This window comes from Pseudomonas sp. ABFPK (assembly GCF_001586765.1).
GTDB classification, from domain to species: Bacteria; Pseudomonadota; Gammaproteobacteria; order Pseudomonadales; family Pseudomonadaceae; genus Aquipseudomonas; species Aquipseudomonas asiatica.
In genome coordinates this window covers 112,620-128,162 of sequence record NZ_LQXW01000002.1, presented here as the reverse complement: position 1 = coordinate 128,162, position 15,543 = coordinate 112,620, and the positions used below count along the sequence as shown (strand labels likewise).

At 63.9% G+C, this 15,543-nt stretch carries 12 protein-coding genes; 3 read left to right on the top strand and 9 right to left on the bottom strand.

All coding sequences use genetic code 11. From position 1 onward, the window contains the following. Positions 1–83: 83 nt before the first annotated feature. Both recO and pdxJ read left to right on the top strand, forming a co-directional pair. Positions 84–767: a DNA repair protein RecO gene (gene recO, locus WM94_RS02660; RefSeq protein ID WP_013973993.1), complete on the top strand. Its 684-nt coding sequence runs from the start codon at positions 84–86 to the stop codon at positions 765–767. A 61-nt stretch (positions 768–828) separates the two neighbouring features. Further along, positions 829–1,551, top strand: coding sequence for a pyridoxine 5'-phosphate synthase (pdxJ, locus tag WM94_RS02655; protein WP_153670549.1), 723 nt, complete (start codon positions 829–831; stop codon positions 1,549–1,551). A gap of 127 nt (positions 1,552–1,678) precedes the next feature. Here the strand turns inward: pdxJ and WM94_RS02650 are convergent, their stop codons facing one another. After that, positions 1,679–3,061, bottom strand: a complete 1,383-nt coding sequence (locus WM94_RS02650; protein ID WP_061550370.1) for a heavy metal sensor histidine kinase — start codon at positions 3,059–3,061, stop codon at positions 1,679–1,681. Beyond that, positions 3,058–3,732, bottom strand: coding sequence for a heavy metal response regulator transcription factor (locus WM94_RS02645; RefSeq protein ID WP_003258489.1), 675 nt, complete (start codon positions 3,730–3,732; stop codon positions 3,058–3,060). Before WM94_RS02645 ends, WM94_RS02650 begins: the two co-directional genes overlap by 4 nt. A 261-nt stretch (positions 3,733–3,993) precedes the next feature. On the opposite strand from WM94_RS02645, the gene WM94_RS02640 reads away from it, so the two are divergent. After that, positions 3,994–4,197: a hypothetical protein gene (locus WM94_RS02640; RefSeq protein ID WP_061550369.1), complete on the top strand. Its 204-nt coding sequence runs from the start codon at positions 3,994–3,996 to the stop codon at positions 4,195–4,197. A 69-nt stretch (positions 4,198–4,266) separates the two neighbouring features. Here the strand turns inward: WM94_RS02640 and cmoB are convergent, their stop codons facing one another. From cmoB to WM94_RS02605, 7 genes are all read right to left on the bottom strand, one after another. Then, positions 4,267–5,223 carry a tRNA 5-methoxyuridine(34)/uridine 5-oxyacetic acid(34) synthase CmoB gene (gene cmoB, locus WM94_RS02635; RefSeq protein WP_003258492.1) on the bottom strand — a complete coding sequence of 319 codons (957 nt, stop codon included), beginning with the start codon at positions 5,221–5,223 and terminating at the stop codon, positions 4,267–4,269. Then, entirely contained in the window at positions 5,220–5,963 is a 744-nt protein-coding gene (gene cmoA / locus WM94_RS02630) for a carboxy-S-adenosyl-L-methionine synthase CmoA (protein ID WP_013973988.1), read from the bottom strand. The genes cmoB and cmoA overlap by 4 nt, the downstream gene beginning before the upstream one ends. Before the next feature lie 147 nt (positions 5,964–6,110). Continuing rightward, positions 6,111–6,503 (bottom strand): protease inhibitor I42 family protein, encoded by a 393-nt coding sequence (locus WM94_RS02625; protein ID WP_013973987.1) that lies wholly within the window; start codon positions 6,501–6,503, stop codon positions 6,111–6,113. A 170-nt stretch (positions 6,504–6,673) separates the two neighbouring features. Beyond that, positions 6,674–9,094 carry an endopeptidase La gene (gene lon / locus WM94_RS02620; RefSeq protein WP_061550368.1) on the bottom strand — a complete coding sequence of 807 codons (2,421 nt, stop codon included), beginning with the start codon at positions 9,092–9,094 and terminating at the stop codon, positions 6,674–6,676. A gap of 217 nt (positions 9,095–9,311) precedes the next feature. Beyond that, on the bottom strand, positions 9,312–11,723 hold the full coding sequence (locus WM94_RS02615; RefSeq protein WP_061550367.1) for a glucose/quinate/shikimate family membrane-bound PQQ-dependent dehydrogenase: 2,412 nt from the start codon (positions 11,721–11,723) through the stop codon (positions 9,312–9,314). Between the two features lie 30 nt (positions 11,724–11,753). After that, on the bottom strand, positions 11,754–13,088 hold the full coding sequence (locus tag WM94_RS02610; RefSeq protein WP_013973984.1) for a carbohydrate porin: 1,335 nt from the start codon (positions 13,086–13,088) through the stop codon (positions 11,754–11,756). Positions 13,089–13,392: 304 nt separating this feature from the next. After that, the gene (locus WM94_RS02605; RefSeq protein WP_061550366.1) at positions 13,393–15,444 is read right to left on the bottom strand and encodes a TonB-dependent receptor; all 2,052 of its coding nucleotides are present in this window, start codon (positions 15,442–15,444) and stop codon (positions 13,393–13,395) included. Positions 15,445–15,543 lie beyond the last annotated feature (99 nt).

Sequence of the window (15,543 nt, the reverse complement as noted above, 5' to 3'; positions counted from 1 at the left end):
CCCGCGAATGCGTCAGTGGGTTCACCATCGCATTCGCGGGTAAACCCGCTCCCACAGTTGTCTGGGGCATTTAGAGAACGTTTATGGAACAACCTGTCGGCCAGCCAGCCTACGTGCTGCACAGCCGCGCCTACAAGGAAACCAGCGCGCTGGTGGACTTCTTCACCCCGCAGGGCCGCATGCGTGCCGTGCTGCGCCGTGCGCGTGGCAAGGGTGGCAGCCTGGTGCGGCCGTTCGTGCCGCTGGAACTGGAGCTGCGCGGGCGTGGCGAGCTGAAGAATGTCGGGCGCATGGACAGCGCTGGCATCGCCGCCTGGCTGCATGGCGATGCCCTGTTCAGCGGGTTGTACCTCAACGAACTGCTCATGCGCCTGCTCCCCGCCGAAGCGCCTTTCCCGGCGCTGTTCGAGCACTACACCCTGACCTTGCAGGCCTTGGCCGCCGGTCGCCCGCTGGAGCCGCTGCTGCGCTCCTTCGAATGGCGGCTGCTGGACGAACTCGGTTACGCGTTTTCGTTGCACCACGACGTCAATGACCAGCCGATCGCGGGTGAAGGCCTGTACCGCTTGCGTGTGGATGCCGGCCTGGAGCGGGTCGAGCTGGTGCAACCCGGGCTGTTCCGCGGCACCGAACTGCTGGCCCTGGCCGAAGCCGACTGGGATGCCCCAGGTGCCTTGCTCGCTGCCAAGCGCCTGATGCGCCAGGCACTGGCGGTTCATCTGGGGGCAAAACCGCTGGTCAGCCGCGAACTGTTTCGCAAGCGCTGATCACGACGTATGCTGTGGGGCTCAATCTTCAGGAGAGCCTTTCGTGACTCACAGCAACCGCATGCTTCTCGGCGTAAACATCGACCACGTGGCGACCCTGCGCCAGGCCCGGGGCACGCGTTACCCCGATCCGGTCAAGGCTGCCCTGGATGCCGAGGAAGCGGGCGCCGATGGCATCACCGTGCATCTGCGTGAAGACCGCCGGCACATCCAGGAGCGAGATGTGGTGCTGCTGAAGGACGTGCTGCAGACGCGCATGAACTTCGAGATGGGCGTCACCGAAGAGATGATGGCCTTTGCCGAGAAGATCCGCCCGGCGCACATCTGCCTGGTACCCGAAACCCGTCAGGAACTGACCACCGAAGGCGGCCTTGACGTGGCGGGCCAGGAGGCACGAATCAAGGCTGCGGTTGAGCGGCTGTCGCGTACCGGTGCCGAAGTGTCGCTGTTCATCGATGCCGACGAGCGGCAGATCGAGGCGTCGCGTCGCGTTGGTGCGCCTGCCATCGAACTGCACACCGGGCGTTACGCCGATGCCGAAACCCCGACCGAAGTGGCCGAGGAGCTCAAGCGTATCGTCGATGGCGTGGCGTTTGGCGTGGGGCAGGGGTTGATCGTCAATGCTGGCCACGGGCTGCACTACCACAACGTGGAGGCGGTGGCGGCGATCAAGGGCATCAATGAGCTGAACATCGGTCATGCGCTGGTGGCGCATGCGCTGTTCGTTGGCTTCAAGGCCGCTGTGGCCGAGATGAAGGCGCTGATCGTGGCGGCTTCGCGCTAATCGTTGGTCGCCTGTACCGGCCTCTTCGCGGGCTTGCCCGCTCCCACAAGTACCCCACAGGCCTTGAGGCTTGTGCAATCCCTGTGGGAGCGGGTTTACCCGCGAAGAGGCCGGCACAAGCGATGTATTACTCGGCAGGAAACACAAGGGTAAACCGGGTAGGCCCCAAGGGCCTGCTGCTGACCTCGACCCGCCCGCCATGCAACTGCATGATCGATTTCACGATCGCCAGCCCCAACCCGGTCCCTCCCTCCAGCCGCGAGCGCCCCGAGCCTACCCGGTAAAATCGCTCGAACAAGCGCGACTGGTGCTCTTCAGCAATACCAGGCCCCTGGTTTTCCACCGAAAGCCGAACTTCGCTGCCCACGCGCTCGATGCGCAGTTCCACAGGCTTGTCATCGGGGCAGTGCCGAATGGCATTGCTCAACAGGTTCGACAGTGCCCGCTGAAACATCAGCCGATCACCCTGCGCCGTCCCCCAGCCTTGCACACGCAACTCAACCCCTTTCAGCTCGGCACTGAAGGCAAACAGCTCGACAACCCGCGCCGTCTCGTCGGCCAATGCCATGGGCTTGAGCGCGACCTGGGCCTGGGGTTGGCTGACCTGGGCGAGAAACAGCATGTCATTGATGATGCGGTTGAGCCGGGTCAGTTCTTCGATGCTGTCTTCCAGCACTTCGCGGTAATTCGCGTTGTCCCGTTCGCGGGCCAGCGTCACTTGCGCCTTGCCCATCAGGTTGCTCAACGGTGTGCGCAGTTCATGGGCCAGATCATCGGAAAACTGCGACAGCTGGCTGACGCCCTGATCGAGGCGGTCGAGCATCACGTTGATGCTGCTGGCCAGCTCTGCCAGTTCCAGCGGCAGGCCGGTAGCGGGAAGGCGATGTTGCAGGTCCTGGGCCGACACCCGCCCGGCGATGCGCCGGAAGTGCCGCAGTGGCCTCAGGCCGCGCTGCATCAGCCACCAGGCACCGGCCCCGATCAGCAACAGCAGCAACGGCAGCGCGAGCAAGGTGGAGTGCAGATAGGCCTGCAGCAGGGCGTTGTCGTCGGCGCGGTTGAGCGACATCATCACCTTGACCGGGGTGTCGTCGCGCAGGCGCATCAGCCGGGTCACGGTGAGTATCTGGTTGCCATTGCTGTCGCGCCACGCATGAAAGGCCAGACGGGCATCGGTGCGCAGATCGCCTACCTGTGATTCCAGCGCTGGCCCCAGGCTGAGCAGGTGCGGATGGCGGCCTTCGAGGGCCAGCACGCTGAGGCTGAGGTTGTCATGCCCCATCACCAGGTCGAGCAAGGGATGGGCGCGGCTGCCCAGGTCTTCGCTACGCAGGTCGACGCGCAGATTGTGCTCGACCTGCAGCATCTTGCGAGCCAGGTCCTTGCGTGCGCGGCTGTCCAGTTCGTGATCGAGGGCGAACACGGCCAGGCAGGCCAGCAGCAGCACCAGTGCGGCGCCCATCAGCGTCACGCTCAGGCCCAGGCGCAGTGACAGGCTGGCGTTTTTCAAAAGCGTGCCTCGAGCACGTAGCCGACGCCACGCAGGGTATGGATCAGCTTGTTGTCGAACGGGTCGTCGATCTTTGCCCGCAGGCGCCGGATCGAAACCTCGACCACATTGGTGTCGCAGTCGAAGTTCATGTCCCACACCAGCGAGATGATCTGGGTGCGCGACAGCACCTCGCCGGTCTGACGCATCAGCAGGTGCAGCAGGGCGAATTCCTTGGCGGTCAGGTCGATACGCTGCCCGGCGCGGTAGGCGCGGTGGCGGCCGGGGTCCAGCTCCAGATCGGCGACGCGCAGGGTGCTGGGCTGCAATTGCTGGTCGTTGCGGCGCAGCAGGCTGCGGATGCGGGCCAGCAGCTCCGGGAACTCGAAGGGCTTGAGCAGGTAATCGTCGGCACCCAGGTCCAGGCCCTTGACCCGGTCGGCCAGGCGGCCATGGGCGGTCAGCATCATGATGCGCGTGGCCGATTCGGCGCGCAGCCGCTGCAGCACGGTCCAGCCATCGAGCTCGGGCAGGTTGACGTCGAGGATGACCAGGTCGTAGGGCTGCTGGCGGGCCAGGTGCAGGCCATCGGTGCCGGTGTGGGCGCAGTCGACCACGTAGCCGTTCTCGCGCAGGCCCTGCTGCAGGTAGTCGGCGGTGCGCAGTTCGTCCTCGATGATCAGTAGACGCATGGGTGGGCTCGGTGTGATGAAAGGGGGGCGATTCTCGACCCTGTAGTGGCATCAGGGTCAAGGAGCGGGATGTTACGGCATGAGTAAGGGCGCGCGGCGCAGATAACGGATTTGTAATGCTGCTGTTATCTGGCTGTCTGTTCGGCCCTATCGCCGGCAAAACAAGGCCACATTGCAAGACTGTAATCCCCGCCTCACCTTGCCGTTAGCTAGCCCTCGCTAGGATGGCCGCATCTGATCGGTTATCACGAGGCAACCACGATGAACCTGACCAAATACCTGCTGTTGGCCACCCTTGCCCTGGGCAGCGCCAGTGTTCACGCCGAGGGCGGTGCGGAACGTTCGAAACAATTCTGGCAAGCGTTCCGCGAAGACCAGCAGCGCCTGTACGGCGACAAGCAACAGGCCGTCGCAGAGCGTGAGCGCAAGGCACAGGAGAAGGCCCGCGAGTTGGCCAAGGATTGAGGTAACAACACCTGCGCCGCGACAGCTCCTCGGCGCAGGTATATTCAGGCGCCCAACCGGGCGCCTTTTTCATTTGCGTGCCAGCAGGGTGGCGCGGCGTGGAGCCGGCAGGCCTTCGATGGTCTTGCTGTGGTCGTTCGGGTCAAGGAAGTCGCCCAACGACTGGTAGCGCATCCACTCGGTGCTGCGCTGTTCCTCGACGCTGGTCACGCTCACGTCGACGCATCGCACATCGCTGAAACCGGCGCGGCGCAACCAGCGCTCCAAGGCCGGTACCGACGGCAGGTACCAGACGTTGCGCATCTGTGCATAGCGGTCCTCAGGTACCAGCACCTGGTTTTCGTCACCCTCGATCACCAGGGTTTCCAGTACCAGTTCCCCGCCTTTTACCAGGCAGTCCTTCAGCGCCAGCAGGTGCTCGATGGGCGAGCGGCGGTGATAGAACACCCCCATGGAAAACACCGTGTCGAAACCTTCGAGGTTGGCCGGCAGGTCTTCCAGGGCGAACGGCAGGTGCCAGGCGGGCAGCTCTGGCAGGTATTGCTGGACGGCCTGGAACTGGCAGAAGAACAGCCAGTTGGGATCGACGCCAATCACCATGTCGGCACCGGCACCGAGCATGCGCCACTGGTAGTAGCCGTTGCCGCAGCCCACGTCGAGCACGCGCTTGCCCTTGAGGTCCAGGTGCGGGCCAACCCGCGACCATTTCCAGTCCGAACGCCATTCGGTGTCCACATGCACGCCGAACAGGTCGAAGGGGCCTTTGCGCCAAGGCGACAGGCCCATCAGTGCCTGATGCATCTGCGCGCGGGTCGCGTCGTCGCAATCGCAGTCCAGGCGCAGCCCGTTGACCAGGTCGACTTCGCTCGGCTGCAGGGTGGGCAGGGCTTCCAGCGCACCGCGCCAGCGGTCGAGGTCACCGTGGCCCTTCTCCAGCTTGGCTTCCAGTTGCGCTTGCAGGCCTTGCGACCAGGAAGCCAGGGGCGTGCCCGCCAGGCGGCGGACGAGGGGGGACAGATCGATCATGGCAGGGCAATCAACGAGGCGAAGTTAAGGCATTGGAACCAGGGCACCACCTTCGAGAAACCGGCTGCACGCAGGCGCGCCTGGTGGGCTTCGAGGGTGTCGGGTTTCATCACGTTCTCGATGGCGCTGCGCTTCTGGGCAATTTCCAGTTCGCTGTAGCCATTGGCACGTTTGAAGTCCAGGTGCAGTTCATTGAGCAGGTCTTGCTGTTCCGCATCGGCGAAGCGCAGTTTTTCCGAGAGGATCAGCGCACCACCGGGCAAAAGCGCCTGGCGGATGCGGCCAAGCAGTTCCAGACGCTGGTCGGGGGCGACGAATTGCAGGGTGAAGTTCATCGCCACCACCGAGGCGGGCTCGAATGGCAGGGCCAGGATGTCGGCTTCCAGCACCTGCACTGGCAGCAGTTCCTGGAACATCGAGTCCTGGGCAGTGAGGTACTGGCGGCAACGCTCGACCATCGCCGCGGAGTTGTCCACGGCAATCACCCGGCAGCCATCACTGCGCACATGGCGGCGCAGCGACTGGGTAACGGCACCCAACGAGGCACCGAGGTCGTACAACGCGGTGTGCGGCTGGGCGAAGCGCGCGGCCAGCACGCCGAGGTTCTCGACGATGGTCGGGTAGCCTGGCACCGAGCGCTTGATCATGTCCGGGAACACGCGCACCACATCCTCGTTGAAGACGAAGTCGGGCACTTGCTCCAGGGGCTGGGCGAAAAGGCGGTCGGGTTGTTTGCTCACGGGAGGGCTCGATACAGGGTGAAACGGAGGCGCATTTTAGCCAAAGGCCGCGATTCTTGCCATGGCAGCGCTTCAGGGGCGGGGCGCCGAGGGGCCTCTGCCCCTAACAAGTGGCCGTTCAGGTTGCCCGGGACGGAGCTGCGGCCTTTAGCGGACGATGATCTTGCAGTCGAAGGTTTGTACGGGCGCAATATCTGCGGCCCACGGCTGCTGGTACACAAGCACCAACTGGCCATCGCCGGTTCCACTGGCCTGGTAGCGCCAGGTGGAGACACCGGCATTGCCGACCAGGTCTTCCTCCTCGGGAGCGCTGTACACCTCCGGGCCAAGGCTGCGCAGTACATTGGCGGCGGGGTTTTCGACGCGCCAGCGATAGCCGGTGGATGGGTTGCTGGGCAGGGTCAGTGTCAGCACCTGGCCAACCTGCAGGCGTGTCGGGCATTCGCTTTCTGCGTCCAGTTCGACGGGTTGCGTAGGCTGTTGAGCGCAGGCGGAAATCAGGGCGAAGCTCAGGGGAACGAGCAGACGAGGGGCGGTCATGTTGGCTCCGGAGGCTGGCGATGGCCTGAGGATAACCGATGATCGAGGAGATTTGTGTTGCCTGTGCCGGCCCTTTCGCGGGTAAACCCGCTCCCACAGTGATCTCACTGGGCTCAAGCCCTACGCTATCCCTGTGGGAGCGGGTTTACCCGCGAAGAGGCCAGTGCTGGCTAGAACAGCACTTTGGCTACATCGGCAAAGCGCTTGGCGAAATGCACGGTCAGGCCTTCGCGCAGGTAGTCCGGCAGTTCTTCATAGTCCCCGCGGTTAGGCTCCGGCAAGATCAGCTCGAAGATCTTCTGCCGTCGTGCTGCAATCACCTTCTCGCGCACACCGCCAATCGGCAGTACCTGCCCGGTCAGGGTCAGCTCGCCAGTCATGGCCACCCCTTTCTTCGGCGCCTGGTCACGGGCCAGCGACAGCAGGGCGCTGGCCATGGTGATACCGGCACTCGGGCCGTCCTTGGGCGTGGCGCCTTCGGGCACGTGCAGGTGAATGAACGCTTCGTTGAAGAAACCAGGGTCACCACCAAACTGCTTGAGGTTGGAGCTGACGTAGCTATAGGCGATTTCGGCCGACTCTTTCATCACCTCACCCAGCTTGCCGGTCAGCTTGAAGCCGCGGTTGAGGCTGTGGATGCGGGTGGCTTCGATCGGCAGCGTCGCGCCGCCCATGCTGGTCCAGGCCAGGCCGGTGATCACACCTTTGCCGGCCAGCACCTGCTCGCTGCGGAACACGGGCATGCCGAGCGCAGCTTCCAGGTCCTTGGTGCCAATCTTCAGCTTGGCTTCGGGGTTGTCCAGCAACTTGACCACTGCCTTGCGCACCAGCTTGCCCAGTTGTTTCTCCAATTGGCGTACCCCGGCTTCGCGGGCATAGCCTTCGATCACCGCGCGCAGGGCGCTGTCGCTGATGCCGAGGCTGGTCTTGGCCACGCCAGCCTTTTCCAGCTGTTTGGGCCACAGGTGGCGCTTGGCGATGGCCAGTTTCTCTTCGGTGATATAGCCGGACAGGCGGATCACTTCCATGCGGTCGAGCAACGGCCCGGGGATCGAATCCAGGGTGTTGGCGGTGCACACGAACAGCACCTTGGACAGGTCCAGGCGCAGGTCGAGGTAGTGGTCGAGGAAGTCGACGTTCTGCTCCGGGTCCAGGGTTTCCAGCAGCGCTGAAGCCGGGTCGCCCTGATAGCTCTGGCCCATCTTGTCGATCTCGTCGAGCATGATCACCGGGTTCATCACTTCGACGTCCTTCAGGGCCTGCACCAGCTTGCCGGGCTGGGCGCCGATGTAGGTGCGGCGATGGCCCTTGATCTCGGCCTCGTCACGCATGCCGCCGACACTGAAGCGGTAGAACGGCCGGCCGAGCGATTCGGCGATGGATTTGCCGATGCTGGTCTTGCCTACCCCGGGCGGGCCCACCAGCAGCACGATCGAGCCGCTGATCTCGCCTTTCCAGGCGCCCACGGCAAGGAACTCGAGAATGCGCTCCTTGATGTCATCGAGGCCGGCGTGGTGCTGGTCGAGGACCTTGCGCGCGTGGTTGAGGTCGAGCTTGTCCTTGCCGTACACACCCCAGGGCAGGGCGGTTGCCCAGTCCAGGTAGTTGCGGGTGACGGCGTATTCGGGCGAGCCGGTTTCGAGGATGGCCAGCTTGCCCATCTCTTCGTCGATGCGCTTGCGTGCCTGGTCCGGCAGGGTCTTGCCTTCGAGGCGCTGCTCGAACTGCTCCAGGTCGGCGCTGCGATCGTCCTTGGTCAGGCCCAGTTCCTGCTGGATGACCTTGAGCTGTTCCTTGAGGAAGAACTCGCGCTGGTGCTCGCCGATCTGCCGGTTGACTTCGGCCGAGATCTCGTTCTGCAGGCGCGCCACCTCGACTTCCTTGCGCAGCATCGGCAGGACCTTTTCCATGCGCTTGAGCATGGGGACGCAGTCGAGCACTTCCTGCAACTGGTTGCCGGTGGCCGAGGTGAGGGCGGCGGCGAAGTCGGTGAGCGGCGAGGGGTCGTTGGGGCTGAAGCGGTTGAGGTAGTTTTTCAGCTCTTCGCTGTACAGCGGGTTGAGTGGCAGCAGTTCCTTGATCGCGTTGATCAGCGCCATGCCATAGGCCTTGACCTCGTCGGTCGGCTCGGCGGGCTGGCGCGGGTATTCGACCTCTACAAGGTACGGCGGGCGGTGGTGCTTGAGCCAGGTACGGATGCGTACCCGGGTGAGGCCCTGGGCGACGAACTGCAGCTTGCCGTTTTCGCGGCTGGCGTGGTGCACCTTTACCAGCGTGCCGTACTGCGGCAGCGCCGAGGTATCGAAGTGGCGGTGGTCTTCTGGCGGGGTATCCATGAAGAACAGGGCCAGGCTGTGGTCTGGCGACTTGGCTACCAAGTCCAGGGTTTCTGCCCAAGGGTCTTCATTGACGATGACCGGCAGCACTTGGGCCGGGAAGAACGGACGGTTGTGGATCGGGATCACGTAGACCTTGTCCGGCAGCTGCTGGCCGGGCAGGGCGAGGGCGTGGCCGGTTTCGGCCTGGGGTGTGGTGTGTTCGACTTCGCTGTGTTCGTCGGGATGTTCCGGGAAATCCTGCTGGTCGCTCATGGGGCACCTGCGTGAATGACTATGGTGCTTAGATGGGGCGCGGGGGGATGGGTTTCAATGGTAGTTGAAGGGTGCAGAGAGGAGTGATGCCTGTACCGGCCTTTTCGCGGGTAAACCCGCTCCCACAGGTACGGCGCCGAACTTGGGGGCAGCGCCGTACCTGTGGGAGCGGGTTTACCCGCGAATGCGGCAGCAGGTTCACTGCCGCATCTCTGGGTTACTCAGCCAGTTTGTAAGCGATGATGTAGTCGCCCATTCTGGTGCCCAGCGAGCCATGCCCGCCGGCAGTCACCAGCACGTACTGCTTGCCATCCTTGCCGCTGTAGGTCATCGGCGTGGCCTGGCCACCCGCGGGCAGGCGGGCTTTCCACAGTTCCTTGCCGTTGTTCACGTCATAGGCGCGCAGGTACTGGTCCAGGGTACCGCTGAGGAAGCCGACGCCACCAGCGGTGACGATCGAACCGCCCATGCTCGGCACGCCAACCGGCAGGCCGATCGGCACCGGGGTGCTGTCGCGGGTGGTGCCGTTCTTGTGCTTCCACACTACCTTGTTGGTGAACAGGTCGATGGCGGCGACATAGCCCCAGGCCGGGGCCTGGCACGGTACGCCCAGTGGCGACATGAACGGGTGCATGGTCACCGCGTACGGCGCACCGGTGTTCGGCTGCACGCCGCTGGTCTCGCTTTCGCGCTTGCTGCCCTCGGCCACCTGCTCACGCGGGATCATCTTCGACACGAAGGCCATGTAGTTGGGCGAGGTGAACAGCAGTTGGCGCACCGGGTCGACCGACACGCTACCCCAGTTGAACACACCGACGTTGCCCGGGTAGATCAGCGAGCCTTGCTCGGACGGCGGGGTGTACTGGCCTTCGTAACGCAGCTCGCGGAACTGGATGCGGCACAGCATCTGGTCGAACGGCGTGGCGCCCCACATGGCCTGTTCGGTCAGTTCAGGGCCGAGCAGGTTGAGGTCGGAGCGGGCCTGGGTCGGCGAGGTGTGGTCGCCTTTCACCGCACCTTGCGGGGTGGGGATCTCGCGGATCGGCACGATTGGCGTACCGTCGCGGCGGTCGAGCACGTACAGGCTGCCTTGCTTGGTCGGCACGATGATTGCCGGCTTCACGCCATCGTCGGTCTTCAGGTGGACCAGGGTCGGCTGGCTGCCGACGTCCATGTCCCACAGGTCGTGGTGGGTGAACTGATAGTTCCAGCGAGCCTTGCCGGTGGCCAGGTCGAGTGCGACCACGCCGGCGCTGTACTTCTCGGCGCCCGGGGTGCGGTCGGCGCCCCACTGGTCCGGGGTCTGGTTGCCCAGTGGCAGGTAGATCATGCCGAGGTCTTCATCGACGCTGGCGATCGACCACATGTTGGCCGAGTTGCGGCTGTACATCTTGCCGGGGGCCAGTGGCTGGGTGTCGTCCGGGTTGTTGCTGTCCCAGTTCCACACCAGGTGACCATCGTGTACATCGTAGGCGCGGATCACGCCGGATGGCTCGTTGGTCGACTCGTTGTCGGTGACGTGGCCACCGATGATCACCAGGTCACGGGTGATTGCGGCTGGCGAGGTGGAGTAGTAGCCGCCAGCGGTGAACGGGCCGATGCCGGTGGTGAGGTCGATCACGCCCTGGTTGGCGAAGCCTTCGCAGACCTTGCCGTTGTCGGCATTGATGGCGATCAGGCGGGCGTCCGCAGTCGGCAGGTAGAGGCGGCGAGGGCAGGCCTGGGCCACGGCTTGGCCGGCGTCGGTAATTTTCGGTGCCGGGCTGCCGTCGCGGCTGACGTAACGGTTTTCGTCATAGTACGAAACGCCACGGCAGGTCATGTGGGCAAAGCCTTTGAAGGTGCCGACGGGGCTCTTGACCTGTGGATCAAAGCGCCAGATTTCCGCGCCGGTGTCCGGGTCCAGGGCCAGCAAGCGGCTATGCGCGGTGCAGGCATAGAGCATGCCGTTGACCTTCAGTGGGGTGTTCTGGTTGGTCAGCTCCACAGGGTCGTTTTCGGTCGGCAGGTCACCGGTGCGGATGCGCCAGGCCTCTTCCAGGCGGTAGGCGTTCTGCGGGGTAATCTGGCGCAGTGGCGAATAGCGGTCGCCATGCTCGGTGCGGCCGTAGGCCTGCCATTCACCGTCGGGCATGGCCGGGGCGGCGCTGGCCATTTCGCTGCTATCGCGGCCCAGTTCGCCAAACACTTCACCGGGGTGGGTGAACTGGCTGCCCAGGGCACAAGCGCCAGATGCTACCACTGCAACACCGAGCAGCGCAGTGTTGGCCTTGCTGGCCGGGCCGACCAGCGGACGACGCGCCCAAGGCAGCAGCAGGACCACGCCGATGGCAAACCAGATGGCCAGGCGTGGCACCAGTTGCCACCAGTCCAGGCCCACTTCGAACAGGGCCCATGCGGTGCTGCCCAGCAGTACCAGGCCGTACAGGCCCAGGGCGATGCGGCGTTGCGCCAGCAGCAGGATACCCGACAGGGCAAAGCCGATTCCGGCGATCAGGTAGTACAGCGATCCGCCCAGCTGGCTCAGCTTGATGCCGCCAGCCAGCAGGGCCAAGCCCATCAGCAACAGCAGCGCGCCGATCAGGCGCGGTAGCCAGCGGCTTCCATTGTTGGCACCTTCAGTGCTCATCGTAGGTTCTCCGTCAGGTCAAGAAAGGGGTTAGAAACTGCTCTGGATCTTCAGGCCGCCGATCAGGGCGCCATCGACTTGCGACACCCCGCCCGGGTGGCGGATGTACTGCAGGTTGGGGCGTACCGTGAGCCAGTCGGCCAAGTGGATGCCGTAATACAGCTCGGCGCTGTACTCGGTGTCCTGTACCGGCAGGAAACCGGGGTTGTCATAGTCGTCGATGCCGGCGGCCTGGTTGACCAGACGCGCGTTCTTGCGATAGGCAGGGTTGACGTGCACGCGGGCGAGGGCGAAACCGATGTCGTCCTTGGCGCGGGCGTCGAATGGCCCTTTGTATACCAGTCCTGCCTGAACATAGTTGTCGATGGCATTGGTCTTCTTGTCGTGCACCGTGGCGTTGGCGAACAGGCTCAGGCCACGCGACTGGTCGGACGCCAGCGAAGTCACCTGCTGCTGGGCGCCGAGCCACAAGCCGTGCTTGCTCGAACTGCTGCGGTAGGCGGCGCCGCTGAGGGCTGCCGGCTGGCCATTGCTGTCCTTGAGAACATCCTGTGCCTTGGCATTACTGTAGTAGTAGCCGGCGCGATATTCCCCTTTCAGGCCATTGACCTGTGGGCTCCATACCAGTTCGATCGGCATTACCGCGCCTTGGGTGCCGCTGCCGCTGAGCTTGAAGCCGTTGCCCGACTCCAGGTTGGAGGGGTTCTGCTCGTACACGCCGACCTGGGCGTAGAGCGCATCGCTGAGGTTGTAGCGGACGCGCAGGGCCCACTGGCTGACCGGCCAGTTGTACCAGATGCCACCTACCCAGTTGCCTACCTGCGAGCCGCAGAAGGCCAGGTTCTGGAAGTCGCAGGGGAAGCTGTTGAAGTCTTCGCCTTCGCCGAAACGGCCGAATTTCACATCCAGTGCGCCATCGAAGTACTTCTGCTTGATCCACATCTGCGTCAGCCGCCAGGTTTCGCCACGGCCCCAGACCTCCTGGGCCGAGGTGAAGCCGCCGACACGCGGGTCGTTGATACGGTCGTTGCTGATGTTGTCGCCGTGGCGCTCGGTAATGGTCAGCTGGAATTCGGTGTCGTTCCAGCCGAGGATCTTCTCCAGGTCCAGGTGGCTGCCGAAGGTGAACTGGTCGCTGTAGCGCGCGGTGCGGTCGTGATCGTAGCCACCGTGCAGGTTGCTGCCCATCTCGCCGGTGTAGCCAAGGGTGAAGTCGTAGCCTTTTTCCAGCAGTTCGCTGCGGGTGCCACCCCAGTCGCCAAGCATCCATGGCGAATCGCTGGCGAACATCTCGCTGGCGCTGCTGGGAGCCGCCAGGGCGCTGAGGGCAAGGCCGATGTAACAGGTTTTGGGCAGTTGGAGCATGAGATAGCGCTATCTTTTGATTATTGAATAAACGGCAGGCGCATCGAAGGGCGGGCCCCTCAATGAATATGGCGACAAGATGGTTTCGATGAAGCGATTCAGCTTGCGGCGGGGAGGATATAGGGGAAGTTGTAAGAAAAAAAGACAAATTGTCGCAGTGGATTGTTGTTGATATGGCAACAGTCCAGAGCTTGCGAGCTCTTTTGTGGGAGCGGGCGCGCCCGCGAACACCGGCGGAGCCGGTGCCATCCACCGCGTCGGTTTCTTCGCGGGCATGCCCGCTCCCACAGATACTGATTTGCAATCAGAAGGTGGTACGCAGACCCACTTCCACACTACGCCCCGGCGCCGGGGCGATGTCGCGCAGGATCGAACTGGCATAGCGCACGGTCTGGTCCGTCAGGTTTTCGCCGCGCACAAACGCCAGCCACTGGCTCTGGCCAACTTCGAAGCGGTAACCAACGCTGGCCCCTAGCGTGGTATAGCCATCAGTGCTGGTTTCGTTGGCCGGTTTGCGATGCTGAGACGCAGCGTGTTGCACGTCGACCCGCGCCTGCCAGTGGTCCAGCTCCCAGACCAGGCCGCTGTTCAGGCGCAGCGGGGCGATGCGGGGCAGCGGCTCGCCACTGTCCAGGTTCTTGGCCCGGGTGTAGTCACCAGACACTTCCAACGCGAAGCTGCCGTAACGGTTCTCGGCCAGCTGCCAGCGATCCTGGGCCTCGATGCCATAGAATCGCGCCCGCACGCCCTGATACTGGTACTCCGGGAAACCGCCGTGGTCATGATCGTGATCATGGTCGTGGTCATCCTCATCATGATCGTGGTCATGCCCCTCGCGGATGTTGCCGGTGCTGATCAGGCCGATGTAGTTGCGGAAGTGGCTGTAGAACACCCCGACACTGCCCTTGTGGGTGCCGTTGTCGAAACGCAGGGCCAGGTCGGCGGAAACGGCTTTTTCCTTGTTCAGGGTGGCATCGCCGACTTCAAAGGCTCCGGTGGCCACGTGGGCACCATTGGCATACAGCTCGTAGAAGGTCGGGGCGCGCTCGGTGTAGCCGAGGTTGGCGGCCAGCGACCAGACCGGGTCGAGCTGGTACACCGCCCCGGAAGACAGACTGAAGGCGTTGAAACTGCTGGCGCTGTCGGCGTCGGCGAAGTTCTCGTTGCCTTTGGCATCCGGATCGACCCGGGTGTGCTCCATGCGTGCACCCAGGCTCAGGTTGAGGCGCTCGGTGGCTTGCCACTGCTCCAGCATGAACAGCGCCAGGCTGTCGGTGTCGGTGTGCGGGACGAAGGCTTCCTCGCCCAACGCGGAGAATTCGTTGCGGCTGACCTGGGCACCAATCACGCCTTCTACCGGCCCGAGCGGTTGGTGGCGAGCTTCGATACGTGCTTCATAGCCCTTGTTCCTGAAGGTGGTGTGGACCTCGCCTTCTTCGATTTCACGATGCTCGTAGTCGGTGTAGCCAGCATCGACCTTGATCGAAGTGAGCGGGCCGTCCAGGTCGCGCAGCTCGGAGGCGAAGGCGTAATGGTCCTGCTTCATGTCCAGGCGCACACCTGGCTCGGCCACCGAGCCATAGTTACTTTCGTAGCGGCTGTACGACAGGCCGGCGTAACCGTGGTCCCAATGGTAGGCGCCACCCACGGCGCCACCGTCCTGGCGGCCGTCGCTGTTTTCCAGGCGGTGCTTGCTGCCGGGTTCGTCGGCATCGCGCACCTTGGAACTGCGCACGTAACCGGGGATGCGCAGGTCGTTGAACTGGCGGCTGTTGGCATCCAGGTGCAGGGCGAAGGCACCGTTGCCGGCCTCCAGCTTGCCAGCGCTGCTGCGGGTGGTATCGGCGCCGCCGTAGCGCAGTTCACCGGCACCGTGGATGCCCTCGATGGGGGCATCCGGGATGCGGTTGTCGAAGGTATTGACCACGCCGCCGATGGCGTTGCCGCCGTAGAGCAGGGCGGCCGGGCCACGGACGATCTCGACACGGTCGACGGTCACCGGGTCCAGCGGCACGGCGTGGTCGTAGGACAGTGATGAAGCGTCGAGGGCGCCGACGCCATTGCGCAGGATGCGAATGCGGTCGCCATCCAGGCCACGAATTACCGGGCGACTGGCGCCAGGGCCGAACCAGGTGGAGGCGACTCCGGGCTGCTTGTTCAGGGTTTCACCGAGGCTGCCGTGCTGCTGTTGCAGCAGGTTGTCGCCTTCGAGCACGGTGCTGGGGGCGGCCAGCTGGCTGTTACCCAAAGGGTTGGCGGTGATGACCTGGGGTTCGAGCTCAACCGCTTGGCTGGGTGGTGCGGCAAGCCAGAGCGCGACGGCGAGGGGAGAGAGGCGAAGCGGTGTGTACAGCATGGGGATGGGGCGTTCCTTGGCAGATGCTTTTGTATTGTTACAATATAACATCTCTATTTCAGCACAGAGGTTTTGCGCCTGGCCAGCGGTTTTTCTGTT

Coding starts and splice junctions, on each gene's coding strand:
- WM94_RS02615 (WP_061550367.1), bottom strand. CDS start 11,723: ATGAGCACTGAAGGTGCCAACAATGGAAGCCGCTGGCTACCGCGCCTG.
- WM94_RS02625 (WP_013973987.1), bottom strand. CDS start 6,503: ATGACCGCCCCTCGTCTGCTCGTTCCCCTGAGCTTCGCCCTGATTTCC.
- pdxJ (WP_153670549.1), top strand. CDS start 829: ATGCTTCTCGGCGTAAACATCGACCACGTGGCGACCCTGCGCCAGGCC.
- WM94_RS02645 (WP_003258489.1), bottom strand. CDS start 3,732: ATGCGTCTACTGATCATCGAGGACGAACTGCGCACCGCCGACTACCTG.
- cmoB (WP_003258492.1), bottom strand. CDS start 5,223: ATGATCGATCTGTCCCCCCTCGTCCGCCGCCTGGCGGGCACGCCCCTG.
- WM94_RS02610 (WP_013973984.1), bottom strand. CDS start 13,088: ATGCTCCAACTGCCCAAAACCTGTTACATCGGCCTTGCCCTCAGCGCC.
- WM94_RS02640 (WP_061550369.1), top strand. CDS start 3,994: ATGAACCTGACCAAATACCTGCTGTTGGCCACCCTTGCCCTGGGCAGC.
- WM94_RS02605 (WP_061550366.1), bottom strand. CDS start 15,444: ATGCTGTACACACCGCTTCGCCTCTCTCCCCTCGCCGTCGCGCTCTGG.
- recO (WP_013973993.1), top strand. CDS start 84: ATGGAACAACCTGTCGGCCAGCCAGCCTACGTGCTGCACAGCCGCGCC.
- lon (WP_061550368.1), bottom strand. CDS start 9,094: ATGAGCGACCAGCAGGATTTCCCGGAACATCCCGACGAACACAGCGAA.